22 protein-coding genes are annotated in these 24,748 nt (G+C 71.7%); 11 read left to right on the forward strand and 11 right to left on the reverse strand.

Features of this window, described 5'->3' with window-relative positions; genetic code table 11:
- Together H4W81_RS26775 and H4W81_RS26780 are read left to right on the forward strand one after the other, a co-directional pair.
- The gene (locus H4W81_RS26775) at positions 1-1,413 is read left to right on the forward strand and encodes a glycosyltransferase family 39 protein (protein WP_192777343.1); all 1,413 of its coding nucleotides are present in this window, start codon (positions 1-3) and stop codon (positions 1,411-1,413) included.
- 39 nt (positions 1,414-1,452) lie between these two features.
- Positions 1,453-2,052, forward strand: a complete 600-nt coding sequence (locus H4W81_RS26780; RefSeq protein ID WP_192777344.1) for a TetR/AcrR family transcriptional regulator — start codon at positions 1,453-1,455, stop codon at positions 2,050-2,052.
- Here the strand turns inward: H4W81_RS26780 and H4W81_RS26785 are convergent.
- The gene (locus H4W81_RS26785; RefSeq protein WP_192777345.1) at positions 2,030-2,932 is read right to left on the reverse strand and encodes a cyclase family protein; all 903 of its coding nucleotides are present in this window, start codon (positions 2,930-2,932) and stop codon (positions 2,030-2,032) included. The genes H4W81_RS26780 and H4W81_RS26785 overlap by 23 nt on opposite strands.
- Before the next feature lie 31 nt (positions 2,933-2,963).
- Between H4W81_RS26785 and H4W81_RS26790 the strand changes: the two genes are divergently transcribed.
- Positions 2,964-4,079 carry a serine hydrolase domain-containing protein gene (locus tag H4W81_RS26790; RefSeq protein ID WP_192777346.1) on the forward strand — a complete coding sequence of 372 codons (1,116 nt, stop codon included), beginning with the start codon at positions 2,964-2,966 and terminating at the stop codon, positions 4,077-4,079.
- Between the two features lie 2 nt (positions 4,080-4,081).
- Here H4W81_RS26790 and H4W81_RS26795 read toward each other — a convergent pair whose 3' ends face one another.
- Positions 4,082-4,825, reverse strand: a complete 744-nt coding sequence (locus H4W81_RS26795; RefSeq protein WP_192781061.1) for an SDR family NAD(P)-dependent oxidoreductase — start codon at positions 4,823-4,825, stop codon at positions 4,082-4,084.
- Positions 4,825-5,415: a cysteine hydrolase family protein gene (locus tag H4W81_RS26800; RefSeq protein ID WP_318781974.1), complete on the reverse strand. Its 591-nt coding sequence runs from the start codon at positions 5,413-5,415 to the stop codon at positions 4,825-4,827. The genes H4W81_RS26795 and H4W81_RS26800 overlap by 1 nt, the downstream gene beginning before the upstream one ends.
- A 213-nt stretch (positions 5,416-5,628) precedes the next feature.
- On the opposite strand from H4W81_RS26800, the gene H4W81_RS26805 reads away from it, so the two are divergent.
- Positions 5,629-5,919, forward strand: coding sequence for a hypothetical protein (locus H4W81_RS26805; protein ID WP_192777348.1), 291 nt, complete (start codon positions 5,629-5,631; stop codon positions 5,917-5,919).
- Between the two features lie 55 nt (positions 5,920-5,974).
- Here H4W81_RS26805 and H4W81_RS26810 read toward each other — a convergent pair whose 3' ends face one another.
- The 7 genes from H4W81_RS26810 to H4W81_RS26840 all read right to left on the reverse strand — a co-directional run bounded on the left by H4W81_RS26810 (position 5,975) and on the right by H4W81_RS26840 (position 17,104).
- On the reverse strand, positions 5,975-10,495 hold the full coding sequence (locus tag H4W81_RS26810) for a ThuA domain-containing protein (protein WP_318781975.1): 4,521 nt from the start codon (positions 10,493-10,495) through the stop codon (positions 5,975-5,977).
- Between the two features lie 66 nt (positions 10,496-10,561).
- A complete protein-coding gene (locus H4W81_RS26815; RefSeq protein ID WP_192777350.1) occupies positions 10,562-11,377 on the reverse strand; it encodes a sugar phosphate isomerase/epimerase family protein in 816 nt (271 codons plus the stop codon).
- Positions 11,374-12,597 carry an ABC transporter substrate-binding protein gene (locus H4W81_RS26820; RefSeq protein ID WP_192777351.1) on the reverse strand — a complete coding sequence of 408 codons (1,224 nt, stop codon included), beginning with the start codon at positions 12,595-12,597 and terminating at the stop codon, positions 11,374-11,376. Before H4W81_RS26820 ends, H4W81_RS26815 begins: the two co-directional genes overlap by 4 nt.
- On the reverse strand, positions 12,584-13,522 hold the full coding sequence (locus H4W81_RS26825; RefSeq protein WP_192777352.1) for an ABC transporter permease: 939 nt from the start codon (positions 13,520-13,522) through the stop codon (positions 12,584-12,586). Before H4W81_RS26825 ends, H4W81_RS26820 begins: the two co-directional genes overlap by 14 nt.
- Entirely contained in the window at positions 13,519-14,640 is a 1,122-nt protein-coding gene (locus H4W81_RS26830) for an ABC transporter permease (protein ID WP_318781976.1), read from the reverse strand. The genes H4W81_RS26825 and H4W81_RS26830 overlap by 4 nt, the downstream gene beginning before the upstream one ends.
- Positions 14,637-16,067 (reverse strand): sugar ABC transporter ATP-binding protein, encoded by a 1,431-nt coding sequence (locus tag H4W81_RS26835; RefSeq protein ID WP_225960200.1) that lies wholly within the window; start codon positions 16,065-16,067, stop codon positions 14,637-14,639. Before H4W81_RS26835 ends, H4W81_RS26830 begins: the two co-directional genes overlap by 4 nt.
- Positions 16,068-16,069: 2 nt before the next feature.
- Positions 16,070-17,104 carry a Gfo/Idh/MocA family protein gene (locus tag H4W81_RS26840; protein ID WP_318781977.1) on the reverse strand — a complete coding sequence of 345 codons (1,035 nt, stop codon included), beginning with the start codon at positions 17,102-17,104 and terminating at the stop codon, positions 16,070-16,072.
- A 152-nt stretch (positions 17,105-17,256) separates the two neighbouring features.
- On the opposite strand from H4W81_RS26840, the gene H4W81_RS26845 reads away from it, so the two are divergent.
- From H4W81_RS26845 to H4W81_RS26875, 7 genes are read left to right on the forward strand one after another with little or no spacing between them, the layout of a single operon-like run.
- A complete protein-coding gene (locus H4W81_RS26845; protein ID WP_318781978.1) occupies positions 17,257-18,390 on the forward strand; it encodes an inositol-3-phosphate synthase in 1,134 nt (377 codons plus the stop codon).
- Positions 18,387-19,205 (forward strand): SCO3242 family prenyltransferase, encoded by an 819-nt coding sequence (locus tag H4W81_RS26850; protein WP_318781979.1) that lies wholly within the window; start codon positions 18,387-18,389, stop codon positions 19,203-19,205. The genes H4W81_RS26845 and H4W81_RS26850 overlap by 4 nt, the downstream gene beginning before the upstream one ends.
- Positions 19,202-20,032 carry a sugar phosphate isomerase/epimerase family protein gene (locus tag H4W81_RS26855; RefSeq protein WP_192777356.1) on the forward strand — a complete coding sequence of 277 codons (831 nt, stop codon included), beginning with the start codon at positions 19,202-19,204 and terminating at the stop codon, positions 20,030-20,032. The genes H4W81_RS26850 and H4W81_RS26855 overlap by 4 nt, the downstream gene beginning before the upstream one ends.
- Positions 20,013-20,492, forward strand: a complete 480-nt coding sequence (locus tag H4W81_RS26860; RefSeq protein ID WP_192777357.1) for an EboA domain-containing protein — start codon at positions 20,013-20,015, stop codon at positions 20,490-20,492. The genes H4W81_RS26855 and H4W81_RS26860 overlap by 20 nt, the downstream gene beginning before the upstream one ends.
- Positions 20,492-21,319 (forward strand): TatD family hydrolase, encoded by an 828-nt coding sequence (locus H4W81_RS26865; RefSeq protein WP_192777358.1) that lies wholly within the window; start codon positions 20,492-20,494, stop codon positions 21,317-21,319. Before H4W81_RS26860 ends, H4W81_RS26865 begins: the two co-directional genes overlap by 1 nt.
- Positions 21,319-22,383, forward strand: coding sequence for a metabolite traffic protein EboE (gene eboE, locus H4W81_RS26870; RefSeq protein WP_192777359.1), 1,065 nt, complete (start codon positions 21,319-21,321; stop codon positions 22,381-22,383). The genes H4W81_RS26865 and eboE overlap by 1 nt, the downstream gene beginning before the upstream one ends.
- Positions 22,383-23,693 carry an alkaline phosphatase family protein gene (locus H4W81_RS26875; protein WP_192777360.1) on the forward strand — a complete coding sequence of 437 codons (1,311 nt, stop codon included), beginning with the start codon at positions 22,383-22,385 and terminating at the stop codon, positions 23,691-23,693. The genes eboE and H4W81_RS26875 overlap by 1 nt, the downstream gene beginning before the upstream one ends.
- On the opposite strand, the gene H4W81_RS26880 is transcribed toward H4W81_RS26875, so the two are convergent.
- Entirely contained in the window at positions 23,690-24,715 is a 1,026-nt protein-coding gene (locus tag H4W81_RS26880; protein ID WP_192777361.1) for a phosphotransferase, read from the reverse strand. The two genes, H4W81_RS26875 and H4W81_RS26880, sit on opposite strands and share 4 nt — an antisense overlap.
- Positions 24,716-24,748: the final 33 nt, after the last annotated feature.

A 24,748-nucleotide genomic window follows, 5' to 3' on the forward strand; every position in this document is an offset into this window, starting at 1 on the left:
ATGCCCCCCTTGGCCTGGCGGCCCCTCGCCCTGATCGCGGCGCTGCTGTCGGCGCTGCTGCTGGCGCTCAGCCCCCTGTACGGCTACCACCGTGACGAGCTGTACTTCCGCCTCCTGGCCGAGCACCCCGCATGGGGCTACGTCGACCAGCCGCCGCTCACCCCGATGCTGGCGAGGCTGTCGACCACACTGTTCGGCGACACGCTGACCGGCCTGCGGATCCCCGCACTGGCGTGCACGGCGGTCCTGGTCTTCGTGGTCGGGCTGATCAGCCGCGAGCTGGGCGGCGACCGCAGGGCGCAGATCCTCGCCGCGGCGGGCATCGGGACCGGGGTGTTCACGCTGATCGCGGGGCACTCGCTGCTGACGCTCAGCGCGGACCTGCCGCTCTGGTCGGCGGCGATCCTGTTCGTCCTGAGGGTCCTGCTCAGGGGTGATGGACGGTGGTGGCTCGCGGCGGGCGCGGTCATCGGCGCGGCGACCTACAACAAGCACCTGATCGCGCTCCTGGTCATCGGGCTGGCGGCGGGCGTGCTCGCGGTGGGCCCGCGCCGGATCCTGCGCGATCCCTGGCTGTGGGCGGGCGCGGGGCTGGCGGTGCTGATCGCCGCGCCCAACCTGGTCTTCCAGGCGACCAACGGCTGGCCGCAGCTCGAGATGGCCGCCGCGCTGAGCGAGAACAAGGGCGCGGAGATGCGCGCGCTGTTCGTCCCGATGCAGATCGTGCTGTTCGGGCCGGTGGTGGCCGTCGTCGGCGCACGCGGCTGGCTGCGGCTGTGGCGGGACGCGCGGCTGCGCTGCCTGGCGGTCGCCTACCCGGTGGCCGCGGCGCTGACGCTGATCAGCGGCGGTCGCTTCGACTACACGGCGGGCCTGATCATCCTGCTGTTCTGCGCGGGCGTGACACCGGGGCTGGCCTCCTCTGTGGCGGTCAACGGCGCGCTCTGCGCGATCGTGGCGCTGCCGCTGGTCCCCCTGTCGGTGGTGGGCATGACGCCGATCCCGCAGGTCAACGAGATCGTCAGGGAGTCGATCGGCTGGCCGGAGTTCACCGAAGCGGTCCGCGCCGCCGTACGGACGCTGACCCCCGAGGAGCGCGCCCGCGCCGTGCTGCTGGCCGGCAGCTACGGCGAGGCGGGCGCGCTCCACCTGGCCAAGGACCTGCCGCCGGTCTACAGCGGCCACAACCAGCTCTTCCGGTACGGCCCGCCGCCCGAGAGCGCCGACGTGGTCGTGGCGGTGAAGTATCCGCGCAGGGGCCTGGAGACGGTGTTCCACAGCTGCGTGGAGCGGGGCAGGGTGACCAACGCGGCGGGGGTGGACAACGAGTTCGACGGCCTCCCCGTGCTGGTGTGCAAGGGCCTGCGGGTGCCCTGGCGTACGGCCTGGCCGCGCTTCCAGGAGTACAGCTGATATTTGACAGAGCGTTCCAATAAAGCCTAGGTTCTGGCCATGGCCAGGACCAAGGAGTTCGACCCCGACCAGGCGCTGCAGGCGGCCATGGAGCTGTTCTGGCAACGGGGTTACGAGGCGACCTCCATGTCCGATCTCGTCCAGCACCTCGGCATCGGCAGGGCGAGCATCTACGCGACCTTCGGCGGCAAGCGGGAGCTCTACCTGAAGGCCTACGAGCGCTACCTCGAGCAGGGCATCGACTTCGAGGGGCTGCTGTCGAAGCCGGGGCCCGTGCTGCCCGCCGTACGGGATCTGGTGCGGAGATTCGCCGACGAGGCCGCGCACGACACCGTCCATCGCGGCTGCCTGGTCGTCAACACCGCCGTCGAGCTGGCCCCGCACGACGAGGAACTGGCCAGTCGGGTGGAGAGCAACTGGAACTTCATCGAGAACACGCTCGCCTCGGCGCTGACCAGGGCGCGCGAGCAGCGCGAGCTGGACGAGGGCCAGGATCCACGCTCGCTGGCCCGGTTCCTGCTCACCGTGCTGCAGGGGCTGCGCCTGGTCGGCAAGGGGTCGAACGACGCCGCCAGGCTGCGCGACACCGCCAGGCAGGCCCTTCGCGTCCTCGATCTCACAGGATCGCCAGCGGGTTGACCGGGCTGCCGGTGCCGCCCTCGATCTTCAGCGGCGCCACGACGAGGACGAAGTCGGCCGGACCCGCCTCGGCCAGTTCCTCCAGCCACAGCATCTCGATCAGGTGCACACCGTGGCGGTGGAGCAGGATGAGATGGAGGTCGTCGGCCAGGCTCTCGTCGGCCAGTTGGTCGGCGTTCAGCCCGCCGATGGCGGCGTTGTCGCAGGCCACGGCGGCCACGTCGCGCCCCGTCAGCCAGCGGCCCGCGTCGGGCGCGAGGCCGGGCTGGCCGGTCCAGTAGGTGCCGGGCCAGGTCAGGGGCCAGCCGGTACGGATCACCGCCACGTCGCCCTCGCGCAGCCCCGGGTTGATCTCCTCCAGCAGCCCGGCCCCGATCCTGAAGTCCACCGGCAGGTGCGCCATGCCCAGGTGGCGCGGCACGTCGAACAGGACTCCCCTGGCCACGACGCCGCCGACCTGCTCGATGCCGCAGCGGCCGGCGCCGTACGAGCGGACTCTTGCGGCGGGGTGGCCGTTGTAGAGCTCGTCGCCCTCCCACATGTGGCACAGCGCGTCCATGTGCGTCGTGGTGCCGTGGTGGGTGACGATCAGCGCGTCGTCGGCCATCCGCAGTCCCGCGCCGATCGCCCTCGCCCCCGCCGCGTAGTCGCCGCCGTCCACGGACATGAAGTGCTGCGGCAGCGGACGGCCGCGCAGGTGCGGGACGGTCGTGGGGGCGGCCGAGGAGGTGGCGCCCCTGATCGGCATCGCCAGGCTGAGCACGTGGCCCGTCCTCGCGGAGGCGAGGGCGTTCAGCACCCTGGCGGGGGTGAGCAGGTTCAGGGTGCCGCGCTGGTCGTCTGGGCCGAACCGGCCCCAGTTGTTAGGCTCGGTAACCAAGCAAGCGCTTCCTTTCGGCAGAGGGGTGTCCATGCGGCTGGACGACGTGTTCGCGCGGCATGTTGGGCTGGGTGCGGCTTTCGCCGTCCATGTGGAGGGGGAGCTGGTGGTGGACCTCTGGGGCGGCGTCGCCGACCGGCGCACCGGCCGCCCGTGGACGGCGGACACGCCCGTCCTGTCCTACTCCTGCACCAAGGCGGTGACCGCGACCGTCGCTCTGCTGCTGGTCGAGCGCGGGCTGTTCGAGCTTGCGACGCCGGTGGCCGCGCTGTGGCCCGAGTTCGCCGCCCAGGGGGTCACGGTCGAGCACCTGCTCACCCACCAGGCGGGGCTGCCGGTGATCGAGGAGCAGGTGCCGGTCGAGGAGTACGGCGACCAGGCCGCGATCGCCGCCAGGCTGGCCCGCCAGTCGCCGTTGTGGGAGCCGGGGAGCGCGCACGGGTACCACGCGCTGACCTACGGGTTCCTGATCGGCGAGGTCGTGCGCAGGGTGACGGGCAAGTCGGTGGGCGACCTGGTGGCCGCCGAGATCGCCGGACCGCTGGGGCTCGACCTGTGGCTGGGCGCCCCCGACGACGTGATCGCCAGAGCCGCCCGCCTGTCGGCGGGCCCACGCCCCGACCCGTCCCGAGCGCGGGCCACCACGCCACTGGTAGCGGCCGCGCCGCTCAGCGAGGCCGAGGAGGCGGCGCGTGATCCGTACAGCCTGATGAACAGGGCGCTCGGCAACCCCGGCGTGCACCGGCTCAAGGGCGGCGCCAACCACCCCGACCTCCTGCGCGCGGGCTGGCCCGCCATGGGCCTGGTCACCACGGCGAGGGCGCTGTCCGGCTTCTACCGGGCGCTGATCGCGGGCGAGATCCTCCAGCCCGACACCCTGCGCGACGCCCTGCGCCCCAGGGCCGCGGGACGCGACCGGGTGCTGCTCGTCGACACCTCGTTCGGGCTCGGCTTCATGCTGCCCTCCGAGGGGTTCGCGCCGTTCGCCCTCACCGCCTTCGGCCACGCCGGCATGGGCGGCTTCCTCGGTCTCGCCGACCCCGCGCGCGGCCTGGCCCTCGCCTACACCATGAACGAGATGTCGGCGGCCTTCGCGGGCGGCACGGCGGCGTGGGAGCTGACGAAGGCGGTCTACGACGCGCTCTGACTTCACTGCATCGTCACCCCGCCGCTGACCGACAGCGTCTGCCCCGTGATGTAGGCGGCGCGGTCGGTGCAGAGGTAGGCCACCAGTCCCGCGACGTCCTCCGGCTCGCCCAGTCTGCGCAGCGGGATCCCCTTGGCGATCTTCTCGACGAGACCCGGCTTCTCCGCCGCGACCTTCCGCAGCATCGGCGTGTCCGTCGGCCCCGGACAGACCACGTTGGAGGTGACCTCGCCCCGCGCCGCCTCCCTCGCCAGCGTCTTGGCCAGCCCGAACAGCCCCGCCTTGGTCGCCGCGTAGGCGCCCTCCCCGCCCGAGCCCGCCCTCGCGCCGTCGGAGGAGACGAACACCAGCCGCCCCCACCCCCGCTCTACCATCCCCGGCAGGAGCAGCTTGGTCATGAGCATGGGGGCGCGCAGGTTGACCCGCCACATGAGGTCCCAGTGCGCGGGGTCGCTGCCGGTGAACGGCTCGACGATCGAGAGACCGGCGTTGTTGACGAGGATGTCCACGGCGCCCGCCGCGGCGCAGAACGCCTCGATCGACGCGGGGTCGGCCAGGTCGACGCGGCGGGCCGTACCCGATCCGGGGGGCAGCGCCCGCGCGACCCGGGCCGCGCGCTCCCCCTCGACGTCGGCGACCACCACCCGCGCGCCGAGCGCGGCCAGGTCCGCGCAGATCGCCGCCCCGATCGCGCCCGCTCCCCCGGTGACCACCGCGGTCCTGCCGTCGAGCCGCATCCCGTCCATCACCGGCCGCCCTCCCAGACCCGCGCGGCCGTCACCCTGGTCGCCAGCAGGCCGATCGTGTGGTCGAGGACGGCCTGCGCGTAGTCGTCGGGGATCCCCGCCACGGCGTCGACGACGACCGTGACCTGGTAGCCGAGGTTGACCGCCTCGATCGCCAGGCCCTGGACGCCCAGGTTCAGCGACACGCCCACGGCCACCACCCGCGTCACGTCCAGCGACCGCAGCGTCATGTCCAGGCTGGTCCCGGTGAACGGCGAGAACCCGTGGTGGCGGCGGCTCTCGAGGTCACCGGGCTCCCACAGCTCGGGCAACACCTCGACGGCCGCGGTGCCCTCCAGCATGTGCCCCGGATCCTTCAGCAGGTGGGCGAGGAAGGGGCTGTTGCGGGTGTGCGAACCGCGCCGGTCGGCCCTGAAGGCGGCGGTGCAGTGGATCACCGGCACACCCGCACTCCTGGCGCCCCGCAGCACCTCGGCGGCGTTGGCGACCACTCTCCGCTTGTCACACACCGCCACCAGTTCGGGAAATCTCGCGACATCCCCGACGACGCCGCGCTGCATCTCCATCACCAGAACGGCCGTGCGTTCCACCGCCACCTCCGCGCGCGATCGAGCGCTTGCTTGGTGCACCAAGAGTAACATCTCTCCCTCCTTGAGGAAGAAGAGGTGACGTGCGGTGATTTCATGGTGACAGACCGCGTCATTCCTCTGTCGAGCCGCGCAGTCATCCGCTAGCGTTAGAACACACGAACGGGACCTGAACGCTGTTACCGTCCAGGTCCCTCCCCCACCGTAAGGGAGAGCATGATGGGCATCAAGGAATCCGGCCTGCAGTTCGTCACCGACATCGAGAACGCGGTGATCGCGTCGAGGGCCGACATGATGCAGGGCCTGGAAGACGTCACTCACCGAATCAACGGGGTGGCGAACAACCTCAAGGAGTTCAAGGCCGAGGTCAGGGCCGACCTCGCAGAGGTCAAGGCCCGCCAGACCGAGTTCAACACCCGCCAGACCGAGTTCAACACCCGCCAGGCCGAGTTCAACACCACCGCGATGGAGATCCTGATCGACCTTCAGCGGAGGATTCCCGCCTGATCTCGACATGACGGAGCCCCCGGCCGCGCGTCCGGCCGGGGGCTTCGTCATTCGATCACTTGAGGGTGGCGATGACGTGGTCGGCGTCGCGGGTCAGGACCTGGCGGACGTCCTCTCTCGGCACCAGCCGGCCGTCGGCCACCACGGCCTTGAAGGACGTCAGCAGCCGTACGGCCTTGGCGTCCCGCCCCGAAGCCTCCGCCTTGCGGGCCTTGGTCAGCTCCTTGGTCAGGGCGCGGGCCGCCGGGTCCGACAGCCAGTCCGTCGCGAGGAACCTGTCGATCAGGTGCTGCATGTCCCGCATCGACGTGGTCACCGAGTAACCGACCTCGGTCTTGATGGAGTTGTCCGCGTTGTCCGAGGCCGTGACCGCGACGGTGTGCGCCGACAGGGTCTGCGGGAACAGCGGGACGACCGTGCCGGGCTGGAGGGCGGCGCCGTCCAGGGTGCCCGAGGTGGCCTTGACGCCCGAGGTGGTGTCGACGGCCTGCCAGGTGACGCGCAGGTCCTGGGCGTCGCCGTACACCTGGCCGTCGGAGACTCCGGAGACCATCAGCGTGGGCCGGGTGCCGTCGATCTTGAGGACGGCGGCCTTCTCCTGCTCGGTGGTCCCCGCGGTGTCGGCGGCGCGGTAGCGCAGCTCGTGCGGGCCGTCGCCCTTGACGACCACGGGCCGGCCGGCGTAGGCCGTCCAGGCGCCCTGGTCGAGGGCGTACTCGATGGTCGAGACTCCCGAGGTGGCGTCGGTGGCGGACAGGACGACGGGGACGTCTCCGTTGCTCCAGCCCGCCGCGTTCGGGGGGGCGAAGGTCGCGGTGGTCACGGGGGCGGTGGTGTCGAGCTTGAGCTCGAGGAACTTGGGCTCCTCCACGTTGCCCGCGCCGTCGCGGGAGCGGAACTCCACCTTCCTCGTCCCGTCGCCGCTGACCAGGACGGGCTCGGTGTACGGGGTCCAGGCGCCGCCGTCGAGGCGCCACTCGGTGGCGGCGACCTCGGAGGCCTCGTCCTTGGCGGTGAGCGTGACCTCGACGGGACCCGCGGTGTGCCAGCCCGCCGCGTTCGGCTCGGCGGCCTTGGCGGTGGTCACGGGCGGTGTCCTGTCGGCTCCCGCGACGGGGGTGAAGCGGAAGCGCTGGTTGGCGGCGTTGACGCAGTTCCACTGGATCACCGCGGCGTTGTCGGCCTGGGAGACGCCGTTGACGTCGAGGCAGAGTCCGCTGACGGCCGAGGTGACGATGTGGTCGTCGCCGGAGGCGGTGATGGAGAAGCGCTGGTGGACCTGGTGGGCCGCGTCGGCCGGGTGACAGGACCACTGGACGAGCTGGGTGCCCGCCGTGGTCGAGCCGCCCGGCACGTCGAGGCACTTGCCGCTCTTGACGTTCTTGAGCTGGTAGCCGCCTGCCGTGGCCGGGATGGCCTCCCACTTCTGCTCGTCGCCCTGGCTGGCCCCCAGCTGGACGATCTTGGCGTCGTCGAGCAGCGAGACGGGGGTGACGTTCTTGCCGCTGTGCTGGGCGGTGATCGTGTAGACGCCGGGGTCGAGGTCGCCGCCGCCTGCCGAGTCACCGGCGAACTGAACGGCGTCCAGGTCGAAGGCGTTGTTGGCGCTGTTCTTGAAGACGGCGTAGACGCTCTTGGTGCGGACGTCGTTCTTGACCGGCACCGCGGGGGTCATCTGGTAGCTGTCCCACCCGCCGGTGTTGTGGACCGGCGCGGTGGCCAGCAGCGTGCCGGTGGGCGAGTCGGCGCGCAGCTCGATGCTGCCGCCTCCGTTCGGGCTGGAGATCCTGAAGGAGACCGAGTTGACGCCGTTGAGGTCGAGCGGGGTGAAGGCGATCCAGTCGTTGTTGCTGATGTCGCCGATGCGCTTGCCGCTCTCGGCGCCCGCCTGGTCGATCACCCGTACGCCGGAGGACGTCTTGAAGTACTCGGCCTGCTTGCGCTTGGGCTGGAGGACGACCTTGGCGTACCCGGTGAGCGGGTTGTCGCCCTTGTCGGTGTAGTGGGCGTTGATGACGTAGTAGAGGTTCGCCCCCGCCGGGTGCCCGCCGATGTCGCTGGTGGAGATGGTGCCTTCACAGCCAGGGAGCTCGACGGTCTCGTGCTCGTGGTCGTCGTGCCCGAGCGCGGGAGCGACGAAGACCTTCGTGCAGTCCACCGTGCCGTCCTCGGGGTCGGTCACCTTGACCTTGTACGGCACGTCCTGGCCGAACTCGATCGTGGTGCCGTCCAGTGGCGTCTCGACGGTGACGACGGGCTTGGTGTTGCCCGCGGTGATCTGGATGTTGGCGAAGCCCTCCTTGCCGGTGGAGTCCTTGACCTTGAGCTGCGCGGCGTACTGTCCCTTGGCCTGGTAGACGTGGGTCGGCTTGGCCTCGGTGGAGTCGAAGGTCCCGTCGCCGTCGAAGTCCCACTCGATGGTGATGGGGTCGCCGTCGGGGTCGTAACTGCCGGCGCTGTCGAAGGTCACGCTCAGCGGCGCGGGCCCGTCCGTGCGGGAGGCGGTGGCCTTGGCGACGGGGGCGCGGGCGCCCGCCGAGTAGTCGATCCGGTAGAGGCCCGAGTCGTTGTTGCCGCCGCCGAAGGAGCTGCCCCACTCCAGTACGTACAGCGAGCCGTCCTTGCCGAAGGTCATGTCCATCGGCTTGACGAACGTGCCGAGGAACGGGTCGATCTTGAGGACCTTGTCCTGGTCGTCGAGGTGGATGGTCTTCACGTAGTGGCGCGACCACTCGTAGAAGAAGTTCTTGCCTTCGAAGTAGGCGGGGAACTTCGTCGCGGAGGTGGAGGCGGCGTCGTAGCGGTAGACGGGGCCGCTCATCGGGGCCGAGCCGCCGGAGCCGAGCTCGGGGAAGGCCGGCGAGGTGCCGTAGCCGTACCACATGACGGGCAGCTCGATCGGCGGCAGCTCGGTCAGCCCGGTGTTGTTGGGCGAGTCGTTGACCGGGTCGGCGCAGTCGAACTTGGGCCCGACGACCTTGGTATCGGGGTTGTAGGGGGCGTAGGCCTGATTGTCGCCGTGGCAGAAGGGCCAGCCGAAGTTGCCAGGCTTCTTGATGACGTTGTACTCGACCAGGCCCTCGGGCCCCCGGTCGGTGGTCGGGCCGCCCCGGTCGGGGCCGTAGTCGGCGACGTGGAGGTAGCCGGTCTTCTGGTCGACGGTGAAGCGGAACGGGTTGCGGAAGCCCATGGCGTAGATCTCGGGCCTGGTCTTGGCGGTGCCTTCGGCGAACAGGTTGCCCGTGGGGATGTCGTAGCCGCCGTCGGCCTTCGGCTTGATCCGCAGGATCTTGCCGCGCAGGTCGTTGGTACTGCCCGCGGTGCGGGCGGCGTCGAGCATGTGCTGTCCTGGACGCCAGTCGATCGGCGCGTAGCCCTGCCAGTCGGGCGACAGGTTCGGCGGGACGTCGTCACCCGTGCTCAGGTAGAGCGTGCCGTCGGGGCCGAACTCGACCGCGCCGCCGGTGTGGCCGGGCTCGGGGTAGGTGCGCTGCCGGTAGGCGGGCACGTCGAGGATCTTCTTCTCCGAGGCCGGGTCGATGGTGTCGCCGGTCACGGTGAAGCGGGAGAGCCTGTTGACGTCCTCGGTGCCGGCCGACGGGGAGTAGTAGACGTAGATCCAGCCGTTCTCGGCGAAGGCGGGGTCGAGCTCCATGCCGACCAGGCCGTCCTCGCCGCCGGTGTAGACGCTGAGCGTGGCGGCGGTGACCGTGGTGTGCGTGTCGGGCTTGAAGATCTTGATCTCGCCCTTGCGCTGCACGTAGAAGACGCGGCCGTCGGGGGCGACGTCGAGCTCCATCGGATCGGCGGTGTTGTCGTCGAGGGTGATCTTCTCGAAGCTGCTGGTGACCGTGCCGCCGCAGTCGCCCGCCTCGGCGCCGGCCGCCCACTGGATGCCGCCGAGCACGTGCTGGCGGAAGGCGGGCTCGGTGTAGGACGCCGTGTCATGACCCATCGCGGTGGCCCAGACCTTGCCGCCCTCGGCGTTGCGGCACCACGAGATGGGGTGGTCGGCGCCCATGGCCGAGGGACCCGGGTTGTAGGTCCTCTCGTCGGCGGTCACGAGCACGTGCACGTTGCCGCGCGGGTTGGGCGAGAAGTTGTACCACTCCTCGGGCCGCTCCCAGCGCAGGGGCAGGTTCCTCGTGGAGGGGTGGACGCGGTCGGTGACCTTGGCCGTGCCCTGCAGCACGCCGGGCGAGTGGGCGGGCATGTGCGCGCCGCCGTTGACCAGGTCGTCCCACCAGGGGAAGTCGTTCTCGATGCCCATGTCGAGCGCGTTGTGGACGGCCACGACGCCCTTGCCGGAGCGGACGTACTTCTGCAGCGCCTGGCGCTGGGCGTCGTTCTCCCAGACCATGCCGGAGTTCTGCAGCATGATCAGCACGTCGTAGGTGCCCAGGTCGGCGTCGTTGAAGACCGCGGAGTCAGCGGTCTGCACGACCTCGAAGTGGTTGTCGGCGGCCAGCTCCTTGACCATCTGGATGCCGGCGGGGATGGAGCCGTGGACGTAGCCCGAGGCCTTGGTGAACAGCAGCGCGCGGAAGGTCTCGTGGACGGCGGCGTTGGCCGTCACGGCGGGGAGTAACAGGAATAACGGCAGGATGAGGGCAGCACAAACACGACGCATGGCGGATCTCCGTTAGAGGGTGCGGAGGAAGGCCAGCCCGTCGACGGCGAGAGCGTCCTGGCTGGGTGCCAGCGGCCGCCAGATGGAGGCGGCGGTGGCGATCGTCTGGTTGTGGGCGGTGAACGACTCGATGACCAGCGGCCCCTCGTAGGAGACCGCGCGCAGCGCCGCGATGAAGGCAGGCCAGTCGAAGCGGTCCTGTCCCGGGGTGCCCCGGTCGGTGCCGCAGACCTGGACGTGCGCGATCCGGCCCGCGGCCAGCCGGACGGCGGCGGCGGGGTCCTTCTCCTCGATGTTGAGGTGGTAGATGTCGAGCGTCAGGTCGGCGCCCTCCGGCAGCGCCTCGAGCGCCTGCTCGACGGTGTTGAGCAGGCTCGTCTCGTAGCGATTGAGCGGCTCGACCGCCAGCCGTACCCCGCTGTGGTCGATGACGGGCTTGAGGTTCTCACGCAGTTCGGCGTAGGCGGCCGCGCGCTCGCGCGCGGACATCCGCCAGGTACGGCCGACCGCGCTGTAGGCGGGTCCCGCGATGGTGGGCGAGCCGACGATCTCGGCCACGTCCATGCAGTGCCTGAGGTAGTCCTGGGTCTCCTTGACCGTGTCGGAGGCGACCAGGTCGCGGCCCGGCGGCATGACCAGCACCACGGAGGCGCGCAGGCCGAGCGAGGCGAGCAGGTCGGCCGCCCTGGCCGGGTCCCAGTCGCCCGGCTGCTCGACGGGCAGCTCGATGACGTCGAACCCCCACCCGGCGACCCGGGGCGCGAGCGCCTCCAGGTCGCCGTCGGTCAGCGGCGAGGTCCACACCCAGGTGTTGACCCCCAGGTTCATTTCTTGCCGCCCCAGGTCTCGGGGAAGCCGGGCAGGCTCTCGCAGCCGCACAGCGCGTAGTGCAGCGGCGGCATGTTGGGCTGCAGGTAGGTGTCGAGGTTCTCGGCGGTGATCTTCGGCTGGGGCAGCTTCCAGGTCTTCGGCACCTCCTCGCCCTTGAGGATCTTCAATGCCGCGATGACCGGGGTGCGCCACTGGTAGGTGGGGTAGGTGGGCGCGACGGCGGTCAGGTTGTTCTGCTTCCACTTCTGCAGGAAGTCCTGCTGGTCCTCGCCGACCACGGCGGGGACCGGCACGCCCGCGTCCTCGAACGCCTCGATCGCGGCGACGGCGGTGGCTCCGGCATCCATCCACACACCGTCCAGCTTGCCATGACGGGCGAGGTAGTCGCTGACGATGCTCTTGGTCTTGGCCGCGTCGCCGTCGGTGAACTCCACGCCGACGACCTGCAGCTGACTCTTGTCGAAGGTGGCCTTGGCCGCCGACCAGCGGGTCTCCAGCACGTCCACGCCGGGCAGGATGCGCAGGGCGAGCACCTTGCCGCCCGCGGGCACCTTCTCCACCAGGAATTCCGCGCCGTCGGCGCCGAAGGCGTAACCGCCGATGGGGTTGATGAAGGTGACGGGGCAGTCGGTCTCCACGCCGCGGTCGAAGACGATCACCGGCAGCTTGCCGCAGGCGGCCTTCACGGCGGGGGTGAGGGTGGCGGTCGTGTTGGGCGAGACGATCAGCGCGTCACAGCCCTTGCCCGTCAGCTCGGCGATGTCGGAGATCTGCTTGTCGTCCTTGCCCTCGGCGTCCAGGGCGGTGAACTTGGTGATCTCCTTGTGCAGGGCCACCTCAGCCTGCATGCTCTTCCAGCCGACCTGCCGCCACGGGTTGTTGACGGCCGCGTTGGAGAAGCACAGGTGGTAGCCGCCGCCGCTCTTCTTGTACTCGGAGGTGCTGACCATCTGCGGGTCGATGGCCTGCTCCCACGGCTTGTCGGCGGGGCCCTGCGCGGTCTTGGCGCGCATGGCGAGCTGGGCGTCGTAGTCGGCCTGCACGAAGAACTTCGACTGCTCGCCAGTGCCGGCCGCGGAGGACGCCGTGGCGGAGGAGGAGGCGGCGGCCGAGGGCGCCGCCTGGTTCGCGGTGGTCGCTGGTTTGTCGCTGGTGCAGGCGGCCGCGAAGAGCGCGACCCCCGCCAGCGCGACGAGGAAGGGCTTACGACGCGACATGTGCGTCTCCTTTTCGGGGGGTGAGGGAGAAGGGCAGCCGTACGGCTCCCGCCGCCACGGCGGCGATGATGATGACGCCCTGCACGGTGAACTCCAGCGCCCCCGAGATGCCGTACAGGTTGAGCAGGGTGAACAGCGCCTCCAGCGTGAGGGCGCCCGCCATGGCGGCCACGACCGAGCCGCGACCGCCGCCGAGCACGACACCGCCGAGCACGACCGCGGTGATGGCCGAGAACTCCAGCCCCTGGCCGACCTGAGCGGAGACGCCCGCGAAACCGCCGAGCAGGATGCCGGCGACCGCCGCGGCCAGCCCGGAGATGACGAAGGCGAGGATTCTCGCCCTGGTGACCCTGACCCCCGACAGGGCCGCCGCGCGCTCGTTGTCGCCTGTGGCGACGAGCGTGCGGCCGAAGTTCGCCCGCATGATCAGCACCGCGGCGACGCCCACGGCCAGCAGGATGAGCGTGGACCACAGGGTGTCGCGCCCGAAGACCCTGAAGGCCTGAGAGAGCGCCCCGCGCGGCGCGCCGCCCGTCCAGAGGAAGACCGCGCCCGACAGCACGAGCATCATGCCCAGCGTGGTGATGAAGGACGGCACCCGCAGCAGCGTCGTCACAGCCCCGTTGACCAGCCCGACCAGCAGGCCAATGACGATCACCAGGGCCAGGACGGGCCAGGTGGCCGCCTCGTCGCCGTCGATCAGACGCGCGGCGACGACCACTTCGACCGTCACCAGCGAGCCGACCGACAGGTCGAACTCGCCGGAGATGATCACGAAGTACTGCCCCGCCGCCAGGATCACCAGCGGCGCGGCCCTCTTGACGAAAGCGAGGAACCCCGCGGGCTCCAGGAAGAACGGATTGGCCACGGCGATCGCGACCAGCAACGCGGCCAGGACCGCGAAGATCGGCAGAGCACGCTTCACGGCCGCTTCCTTCCCGCACGACGGGCGTAGACGGCCACCGCCACCACGATCACCACGCCGCGCACCACGTCCTTGAAGAAGGAGTTGACTTCGAGCTGGTTGAAGACGCTGTCGAGGACCGCCAGCAGCAGGACGCCGCCGACCGTTCCCGCCACGCCGCCCCTGCCGCCCGCCAGCGCCGTGCCGCCGAGGACGACGGCCGCGATCGACTCCAGGTCGTAGCCGCCGTCGGTGCCCACGGTCGGGGCTCCCGCGCCGAGCCTGCTGGCCAGGAGCAGTCCCGCGATGCCCGCGCACAGCGAGCACAGGACGTGGGTGACGATGACGACCCTGTCGGTGCGCACGCCCGAGAGCCTGGCCACGTCGGGGTCGCCGCCGACGGCGTACACGCGGTAGCCGTACCTGGTCCTGGTGAGCAGGAACCACGCGGCCCCGGCCACGGCCGCCCACAGCAGCGCCGAGACCGGCACCGGGCCGATCCTGTCGTAGCCGAGGTGCTGGAAGGACTCCGGCACGCGGCCGGCCGGACCGTCGTAGAGGTGGTCGACGACGCCCTTGATGATGAGGGCGACGCCGAGCGTGGCGATGAAGGCGTGGACCTTCAGCTTGGTGATGACCACGCCGTTGACCAGGCCGACCAGGACGCTGACCGCGATGACCGCGGTGACGGCGCCCGGGACGCTGCCCGCCGCCATGATCTCGGCGGCGACCAGAGAGGAGAGGCTGATCAGGTAGGCGACCGAGAGGTCGAGGGAGCCGGCGAGGATGGCGAGCGTCTGTCCCACGGCGACGATGCCGAGAGCGGCGCTGCGCTGCTGGACACCGACGACGGTCTCGAGGGTGAGCAGGTCGCCACCGTCGATCGCGACCAGGATCCAGCCGACCACGATCGTGGCCAGCAGCGCGAGGTAGACGACCTGCGTCGAGCCGAGGTTCATCCCGGCGAGCCGCCCGCGCGCCTTCGGGGAGACGGGCGACGCGGACGACGAGGAGAGCCCGCGCCCGGAGTCACCGGCTGACGTCTCTCTGGAGACCGGCGAGCCGGAAGACGGCGCCACGCTCCCGGGAGCCGGGGCCGTGTTCTCGGGGGAGGGCGCGTCACGAAGGTTGTCGTTCACGCCGCCTCCTCGCTCGCGGCCAGGCGCATGATGGCCTCTTCCGACGAGCCCGCGGGCAGCGTTCCGGCGATGCGGCCGTCGCGCAGGACCACGACGCGGTCGCTCATCCCGATGAGCTCGGGCAGCTCGGAGGAGATCATCATGATCGCCATGCCGTCGGCCGCCAGCTCGCGCATGAGGTCGTGGATGGCCGCCTTCGCGCCGACGTCCACCCCTCTGGTCGGTTCGTCGAACAGCAGCACGTCGGGCGCGAGCGTCATCCACTTGGCGAGGACGACCTTCTGCTGGTTGCCGCCCGACAGGTAGCGGACCTCCTGCGACGGCCGGGGCGGCGAGAGCCGTACTCGCTCCAGCAGGTCGTGCACGGACGAGCCCTTGCGCCCTATGGCGCGGGCCACGAGAAGAGCGTTGTCGCGGACCGACTGGCGCAGGGCCAGCCCCTCGGCCTTGCGGTCCTCGGTGACCAGGCCGATCCCCGCGGCGACCGCCTCGCGCACCGAGCGGGGCCGCAGCGGCGTCATCGTGCCCCTGGTGAACGGCGCGGCGCCGAACATCGCTTTGGCGAGCGACGAGCGGCCCGAGCCCTGCAGGCCCGCGACGCCGACGATCTCGCCCGCCCTCAGCTCCAGCGTGATGTCGTCCAGGCGCTCGTTGCCGCCGCCTTCGACGCGCAGCCGTACCTCGCCCACGGACGAGGCACGAGGGGGGAAGTAGGTGCCGAGATCGCGGCCGACCATCATGCGGACCAGGTCGTCGGAGGTGACCTCGGAGGTGGGCACCGTGGCGACCAGGCGGCCGTCCTTCAGCACGGTGACCTCGGCGGCGAGGTCGAAGACCTCGCGCAGGCGGTGGGAGATGTAGAGCACCGCGATCCCGCGTTCCTGTAATCGGCGCACCAGCCGGTAGAGCAGTTCGACCTCGTGCTCGGCGAGGGCGGCCGTGGGCTCGTCCATCACCACGATGCGCGCGTCGAGCGACAGCGCCTTCACGATCTCGACGACCTGCTGCTGCGCCACTGACAGCCGCTTGACGGGGTCGCGCGGCCCGAAGGAGTCTTCGCCGAGGTCGGCCAGGAGGGCGGCGGTCGCCCTGTCCATGGCCGCGCGGTCGACCAGGCCGCGTCGCAACGGCTCCCTGCCGAGGAAGACGTTCTCCGCGACGCTGCGCTCGGGCAGCAGCGTGAACTCCTGGTAGATGATGGCCACACCCGCCCGCTGGGCTTGGAGCGGGTGGCGGAAGGAGACCTGCCGCCCGTCGATCGTGATCGTCCCCGAGTCGGGGGCGTGCACGCCGGCGAGGATCTTCATCAGCGTGGACTTGCCCGCGCCGTTCTCGCCGACCACGGCGTGGACCTGCCCCGCCGCGACGGCCAGGTCCACCTCGGAGAGCACGCGCACGCCGAGGAAGCTCTTGCCGATGCCGGACATGCTCAGCACTCGACCCACCCGCCTGATGCCGCGGAGGCGAGCACCGCGTCACAGACGCGGGCGGCGCGGGCGCCGTCCTCGAAGGTGGGCAGGCCGTCGCGGTGCTCGCCGCGCAGGGCGGCGTAGCTGTCGGCGACGAAGGCGTCGAAGCACTCGTGGTAGCCCTGTGCGTGACCCGCGGGCAACGGCGAGTACGGCAGCGCCTGCGCGGACAGCGTCGAGGGGTCGCGCACGAGCGCCATGGAGCCGCTCCGCCGCCCCACCCACAGCTTCTCCGGCTCCTCCTGGTCGAAGGTGAGGCTCTGCTCGGTCCCCGACACCTCGAGGAGCAGCCGGTTCTTGCGTCCCGGCGATACCTGGCTGGTGGTGACCGAGCCGAGCGCGCCGCCCGTCGTGCGGAACAGGACGGTGACCACGTCCTCGGTCAGCACGGGGGCGTGCCCCGCCCGCTCCCGCTGGACCACTCCCGTCTGGGCGGACACCGTGCCGATGCGCTCGCCGATGACGAACTCGGCCAGGTCGCACCAGTGCGAGCCGATGTCGGCGAAGGTGCGGCTGGGCCCGCCGAGCTCGGGGTCGACGCGCCAGTTGTCGTCCTCTGGGCGCAGCAGCCAGTCCTGCAGGTAGCTGCCGTGGACCAGGCTGACCCTGCCGACGTCGCCGCGCGCCACCCGCTGCCTGGCCTCGCGGACCATCGCGTGGAAGCGGTAGACGAACGGCACGGTGGCCACCAGCCCCGCCTCGGCGGCGCGGGCGGCCATCAGCGCCGCCGTCTCCGCGTCGGTGGCGAGCGGCTTCTCGCAGATCACCGCCACTCCCGCGGCCAGGGCCTTGAGTGTGAGCGGCGCGTGCAGGTGGTTGGGCGTGCAGATGTGGACCAGGTCGACCTCGCCCGACTCGATGAGCTGGTCGGCCGAGGCGTAGGGGCCCTGCGACGTGCCGGGCCGCGATCCCGCGACGCCGACGATCGTGGCCCCGGCCAGGCGGGCCGACCGGGCGTGCACGCCGCCCATGAAGCCGGTTCCGATGATGCCCACTCGAGGGTTATCAGCCGATTCCCGGCTTATGTCCTCCATGTTTCGGGATCGTAGATCGCGATTATGCCGATGGTCAAGCAAAAGTCAGCCCTTTACGACAGAAGATCTGCGGGCTATACACCGATTAGCCACATATGTATGGGAGGCACCTCGTGTCCGCTACCGGTCTCTGGCTCATCGGAGCCCGCGGTTCTGTCGCTACAACGGTCGTGGCCGGAGCCGCGGCGATCAGGTCGGGACTGCTGCCTCCCCAGGGATGCGTGGCCGAGTCGCTGCCACCCTGCGGGTTACCCGGCATCGGCGAGCTGATGTTCGGCGGGCACGACATCGCCTCGATCTCATTGCGCAAGCGGGCCGAGCGGTTGAGCGAGGCGGGAGTGATCCCCCCGGCCCTGCCCGCCCTGCTGGCCGATGAGCTCGACGCCGCCGAGGCGGAGATCAGGCCCGGATACTCCCGCGAAGGCGGACAGGCCGCGGCCGCGGCCCGCCTCGCCGGCGACCTGATCTCCTTCCGCGACCGGCACGGTCTCGACAGGGTCGTGGTGGTGGATGTGTCCTCTACCGAGCCGCCCGTGACGTGGCGGCCCGAGTTCGCCGATCTCGGGGCGCTGGAGACGGCGCTGGCCGGTGGGGCCGAGGTGCTGCCGCCCAGCTCGCTCTACGCCTACGCGGCCTTCCGCGCGGGGTGCGGCTACGTGGCGTTCACGCCTTCGGCGGGGCCCGCGCTCCCCGCGCTCGAGGAGCTGGCGGCGGCCGAGTGCCTGCCGTACGCGGGAAGGGACGGCAAGACCGGCGAGACGCTGGTGAAGAGCGCGCTCGCGCCGATGTTCGCGGGCAGGGGGCTCAAGGTCCGCTCGTGGTCGGGACTCAACCTGCTGGGCGGCGGCGACGGGGCGACGCTGGCCGATCCCTCCGCGCGGCAGAGCAAGGAGGTCTCGAAGGACAGGACGGTGCCGGGCATCCTCGGCAGGGAGGTCGAGGGGCGGACCCACATCGACTACGTGGCCGACCTCGGCGAGTGGAAGACGGCATGGGACCACGTCACCTTCGAGGGCTTCATGGGGGTGCGGATGACCCTGCAGTTCACCTGGCAGGGCTGCGACTCCGCGCTGGCCGCCCCGCTGGTGCTCGACCTGGCGCGGCTGGTGGCCAGGGCGCACGAGCGCGGGCGCACGGGAGTGCTGGGCGAGCTGGGCTACTTCTTCAAGGACCCGCTCGGCGGCGACGAGCACGCGCTGGCCGTCCAGTACGAGCGGCTGCGCACCTTCGCCGAGGCGCTGGCGTGAGGGCGTGGCTGGAGCTGGTCAGGGCGCCCGCCGCGCTGTCCGTGCCGGGTGACACCATGGCCGGCGCGGCGGCCGCGGGCAGGGCGGCGAGCCCGGCGCGGGCGCTGTCGTCCGTCCTCCTCTACTGGGCGGGCATGGCACTCAACGACTGGTCCGACCGGCACGCCGACGCCGTCGAGCGGCCCGAGCGGCCGATCCCCTCCGGCAGGGTCGCCCCGAACCAGGCGCTCGCGGTGGCGGCCGGGCTGACCTGCGCGGGCCTGCTGACGGCCGCCGCCGGCGACGGCAGGCGCGGGCTCATGCTCGCGGGCCTGCTCGCGGGCGCGGTGTGGGCCTACGACCTGCGGCTCAAGCACACGCCCGCGGGCCCTGCCGCGATGGCCACCTGCCGCCTGCTCGACGTCATGTTCGGCGCAGGCGGCTCGATGAAGGCCGCGCCCGCCGCGCTGGCCATCGCCGCCCACACCTACGGGATCAGCGTCCTCGGCCGCGCCGAGGTGAAGGGCGCCACGCCCTCCACCGTGGCGGGCGCCGTGGCCGCCACCGCCACCGCCGCCGCGCTGACCGCGCTCTCCCGCCCGTCCGCGGCCCCGCTGCTGGCCGGCTACCTGGGAGCGGCGCTCCCCTCCCAGGCCGCGCTGCGCTCCGACCCCGGCCCCGATCACGTACGGCAGGCCGTACGGCACGGCATCATGGCCCTCATCCCCCTCCAGGCCGCCACGGTCGCCGGGCACGGCAGGCCCGTCCAGGCCGCGGCGCTCCTGGCCACCGGGCCCGCGGGCGGCCTGCTGTCCAGGCGGATGGCGACCTCATGAACTGGGCCTACTGCACCAACGGCTTCCGCGACCACCGGTTGCCCGAGGCGCTGGCCGTACTGGCCGACCTCGGCTACTCCGGCGCCGCCATCACGCTCGACCACGGCCACCTCGACCCCTATTCAGCCGGGCTGGCGGCCGAGGTGGCGCGCACCGCCAAGCTGCTCGGCGAGCTCGGCCTCGGCGCGGTCGTCGAGACCGGCGGCCGCTACACGCTCGACCCGTGGCGCAAGCACCACCCGACGCTGCTCGGCGACGACGCCTGGCGCAGGGCCGACTACCTGCGCAGGGCCATGCGGGTCGCCGCCGACCTCGGCGCTCCCGTCGTGCACCTGTGGAGCGGGGCGAGGCCAGACGACCTCCCCGAAGAGCGCGCGTGGGAGCGGCTGACCGGGTGGTGCGAGAGCCTGCTCGACGACGCCGACGCGGTGGGCGTCACGCTCGCCTTCGAGCCCGAGCCGGGGATGCTGGTCGAGGACCTGGCCGGGTACGAGCGGCTGCGCGGCGAGCTCGGCGGGCATCCGCGCTTCGGGCTCACGCTCGACCTCGGGCACTGCCGCTGCCTGGAGGAGCAGGACGTGCCCGCCTGCGTGCGCAGGGCGCTGCCGTACCTGGCGCACGTGCAGATCGAGGACATGCGGCGAGGCGTGCACGAGCACCTGGAGTTCGGCGAGGGCGAGATCGACTTCCCGCCGGTACTGGCCGCGCTGCGCGGCTACGAGGGACAGGTGGCCGTCGAGCTGGCCAGGCACGGCCATGCCGCTCCCGAGGTCGCCAGGCGCTCGATCGACTTCCTGAGGAGGGCACATGCGGGACTGGACGGCTGAGGCCGTACGACAGGTGAAGGACGACCCCGGCGCGGCGCACCGGCTCTTCCCCGGGGCGGCGCGGCTGGGCGGCCCTTCGGCCAGGATGGCCCTGCTGCGGCAGGTGGACGCGGAGACGGTCGCCCAGCTGTACCGGCGCGGCGACGCGGGCGAGCGCCTCGCGGTGCTGGAGGCGCTGCCCGAACTCGACCTCGGTGACGCGGCGGTGCCGCTGGTGGAGGACGCGCTGCGCACCAACGACGCCAGGCTGGTGGCCGCGGCGCTCGGCCCCTACGCGGCCCGCTGGCTGGACCCGCACACCTACCGGCACGCGGTGCTGAAGTGCGTGTTCATGTCCATCCCGCTCGCCGGGCTCGACGTCCGGCTCGACGAGGAGCTGATCGCGATGCTCGCCGCCTTCGCCGAGGAACGGCGGGCCGCCGGGCGCGAGGTGCCCGCCGACGTGCTGGAGAGGATCTGATGCGCATCTTCGACCCCCACATCCACATGACCTCCAGGACCACCGACGACTACGCCCGCATGCACGACGCGGGGGTGCGCGCGGTGGTCGAGCCCGCCTTCTGGCTCGGGCAGCCGCGCACCAACGTCGGCAGCTTCCTCGACTACTTCGACTCACTGCTGGGCTGGGAGCCCTACCGGGCGGCCCAGCACGGCATCCGCCACCTGTGCGCGCTCGCGCTCAACCCCAAGGAGGCCAACGACCCCCGCTGCCTGCCCGTCCTGGACGAGCTGCCCCGCTACCTGCTCAAGGAGTCGGTGGTGGCGGTCGGCGAGGTGGGCTACGACTCGATGACGCCGGCGGAGGACAAGGCGTTCGAGGCGCAGCTGGCCATGGCGGTGGAGCACGACCTGCCGGTGCTCGTGCACACCCCGCACCGCGACAAGGCCGCGGGCACGAGACGCACGCTCGACGTGGTCAAGGGCCTGCCGCCCGAGCGCGTGCTGATCGACCACCTCAACGAGGTCACCGTGGGCATGGTCGCCGACTCCGGCTGCTGGATGGGCTTCTCGATCTATCCGGACACCAAGATGGACCCCGGCCGGATGGTGGCGATCCTGAAGGAGTACGGCACCGAGCGCGTGCTGGTGAACTCGGCCGCCGACTGGGGCCGCAGCGATCCGCTGCGCACCCGCGCCGTGGGAGAGGCGATGCTCGCCTCGGGCTTCACCTCCGCCCAGGTGACCCAGGTGCTGTGGGACAACCCCGTCGCCTTCTACCACGCCGACGTGGAGGGCCCCGACCTGGGCGACGACTACGCGGGCAACACGATCAAGCGGGGTGGCTGATGCGCTTCCTACATCCCGGCGGCTCCACCGTCCACCTGGCCTACTGCACGAACGTCCATCCCGCCGAGGACCTGGACGGCATCCACGCCCAGCTGCAGGGCTTCTCGGCCAGGGTCCGCTCGCTGCTCGGCGTGGCCCGGCTGGGGCTGGGGCTCTGGCTGCCCGTGGGAGCGGCCAGGGCGCTGGTCGCCGACCACCACGAGCTCGTCCGGCTGCGCGCCGCGCTCGACTCGCACGGCCTCGAGGTCGTCACCCTCAACGGCTTCCCCTACCAGGGCTTCCAGCAGGAGGTGGTCAAGCACAGGGTCTACGTTCCCGACTGGTCCGCACCCGAGCGGCTGCGCCACACGCTCGACCTGGCCGCGATCCTGGCCTTCCTGCTGCCCGACGACGTCACCGAGGGCTCGATCTCGACGCTCCCCCTCGCCTGGCGCACCGCAGGGGCGCCGACCGGGCAGCTCGGCCGCCTGGTCCGCGGGCTGCGCGAGGTGGCCGAGCGCACCGGCAAGACGATCAGGATCGCCTTCGAGCCCGAGCCAGGCTGCGTCATCGAGAACACCGCCCAGGCCGCCGCACTCCTACCGCGCGACGACCTGCTCGGCGTGTGCCTGGACGCCTGCCACCTGGCCGTCGGGTTCGAGGGCCTCGACTTCGGCGACCTGCCGATCGTCAAGCTCCAGGCCTCGTGCGCGCTGGAGACCCCGCCGGGGGCGCAGGGGGCGCTCGCGGCCTACGACGAGGCGCGCTTCCTGCACCAGACCCGGTGCGACTCCGGATACGCCGACGACCTGGACGAGGCGCTGGCGCGCCTGCCGTACGGCGAGAGGTGGCGCACCCACTTCCACATGCCGCTGCACGCCGCGCCGCCGCCCCCGCTGACGACCACGGCGGGATACCTGCGCGAGCTGATGGCGGCGGTCCTGGCCGCCCCCTCGACCAGGCACGTCGAGGTCGAGACCTACACCTGGACCGTGCTCGACGAGCCCGACGTCATCGGCGGGATCGCCGCCGAACTCGACTGGATGCGGCACGAGCTGGCCGCGCTCGGACTGAAGGAGCTGTGATGCCGCCGCTCGTCGTGATCAACGTGGTCGGGCTGACCCCGCGCCTGCTCGCGCACATGCCGCGAGTGTCGAAGGTCGGCGCCGCGGCGGCGCTGCGGCCCGTGCTGCCCGCCGTCACCTGCTCGGTGCAGGCCACCCTGCTCACCGGCACGCTCCCCCGCGAGCACGGGATCGTCGGCAACGGCTGGTACTTCAGGGACCTCGGCGAGATCCTCCTGTGGCGCCAGCACAACGCGCTGATCCAGGGCGGCCAGCTCTGGGACTCGGTGCCCGGACTGCGCACCGCCAACGTCTGCTGGTGGTACGCCATGGGCGCCGCCTCGGACCTGCTCGTCACCCCGCGCCCGATCTACCACGCGGACGGCCGCAAGTCCCCCGACTGCTACACCAGGCCGCCCTCGCTCCACGACGAGCTGCCGCCCTTCCCGCTGTTCAGCTACTGGGGTCCGGGGGCGGGCATCGCCGCCACCGAGTGGATCGTCGGCGCCTCGCGCCACATCCTGCGCGCGCACCGCCCCGACCTGCTCATGGTCTACGTCCCGCACCTCGACTACGACCTGCAGCGGCACGGCCCCGACGGGCCCGAGGCGGTCGACGCGGCCAGGGCCGTGGACGCGGCGCTCGCTCCCCTGCTGGCGGAGGAGGCCACCTTCGTCGTGCTGTCGGAGTACGGCATCACGGCCGCCACCAGGCCAGTCGACGTCAACCGCGCCCTGCGCTCGGCCGGGCTGCTGGAGGTCTACACGCAGGCGGGGATGGAGTACCTCGACCCATGGGCCTCCAGGGCCTTCGCCGTGGCCGATCACCAGGTGGCCCACCTCTACGTCCGCGACCCGGCCGACCTGCCGCTGGCCCGCAAGGTGGTCGCCGAGCTGCCCGGCGTCGACGAGGTGCTGGACGAGGCGGGGAAGGCGGCGTACGGCCTGGACCACGCGCGTTCGGGCGAGCTGGTCGCCGTCGCCGAGCCCGACGCCTGGTTCACCTACTACTACTGGCTCTCCGACGAGCGCGCCCCCGACTTCGCCCGGCTGGTCGACATCCACCGCAAGCCGGGCTATGACCCCGCCGAGCTGTTCATGGACCCGGCCGATCCCTTCGTCAAGGCCCGCGCGGGCCTGGCCCTGGCCCGCAAGAAGCTCGGCTTCCGCTACACGATGTCCGTCGTGCCGCTCGACCCCTCGCCCGTCCGCGGCAGCCATGGCCGCCTGCCCGACTCACCGGCGGACGGTCCCGTCCTGCTGGGCCCCTTCGACCGCGACGCCTACGCCGCCACGGAGGTGAAGGGGCTACTCGAAGGGCTCCTGCGCTAGAGGCCCCTGCCGATGTCCGCGATGAACCTGGCCAGCCCCGCCCTCCTGCGGAACAGCTCGTGCAGCTCGGGCGTGGGCGGCTCGCCGAGCCGCTCGAACGGCAGCGCCGTCCACGCGCTGCACAGCACCAGCGTGGCCGCGTAGCCGAAGGCCACGTCGGCGGGGGCGAAGCCCGAGCCCTCGACGTAGGCGGCCTCGATCGCCTCGTGCACGGCGGGCAGCTCGGCGGCCGTGAGCTCGCCGGTGTGCGCCCTGCCGACCAGGAGCTGGCCCAGGTCGAAGCCCGCGCTCGCCGGGTAGGGCCAGCTCCAGTCGATCGCCACGAACTCCGCCGAGCCGTCGGCGGGCACGAGCAGGTTGGCGGGGCAGGCGTCGCCGTGCGAGAGCGCGTGCGGCAGCTCACCGACGGCCTCGATGAGCGGCTCGACCCGGTCGGCCAGCGCCATCAGGTCCGCGCGGAGCAGCGGGTCGGCGTGCGCGGCCACCAGCGGGTGCCGCCAGAGGTCGGGGTCGCGCAGCGCCGGGAGGAACACGTGCCGGAGCGGCCCGTCCGCGTAGTGGCGCAGCCCGAGGTTGGGCCCCGTGGCGGGATGCATGGCGGCCAGCTCGCCCAGCAGCCTGGCGGCGGCGCGGTAGCGGCCGAGGTCCCACGGCGCGGCGTCGACCGCCACGTCCTCCAGCCACATCACGTACCGCTCGTCGCCCAGGTCCTCCAGGTGGTACAGGCGGGGCAGGCGCAGTCCCTTGGGCAGTTCCATCCCCGACAGGTAGACGTCGAGGTCGGCACGCCAGGGGAAGTTGGCGATCGCCGCCTGCCTGACATCGTCGGGCACGGACGCGATGCCGGGCCAGTGCCGCATCGATCTGATCGACTTCACGACGAACGACCAGGGCGCGCCGGACGTGGTGGTGCCGCTGACCCGGCGCAGCGAGACGGTGGACAGCGCGCCCGAGGGGTGCGCGACCGGCTCGGAGCGACGCGCGGCGATCCTCGCGGTGGGATCACCCAGACTCCGTCTCACCAAGTCCGTGACATCCATGGTCCGACCCTGCTC

The organism is Nonomuraea africana (assembly GCF_014873535.1).
Taxonomy (GTDB): domain Bacteria; phylum Actinomycetota; class Actinomycetes; order Streptosporangiales; family Streptosporangiaceae; genus Nonomuraea; species Nonomuraea africana.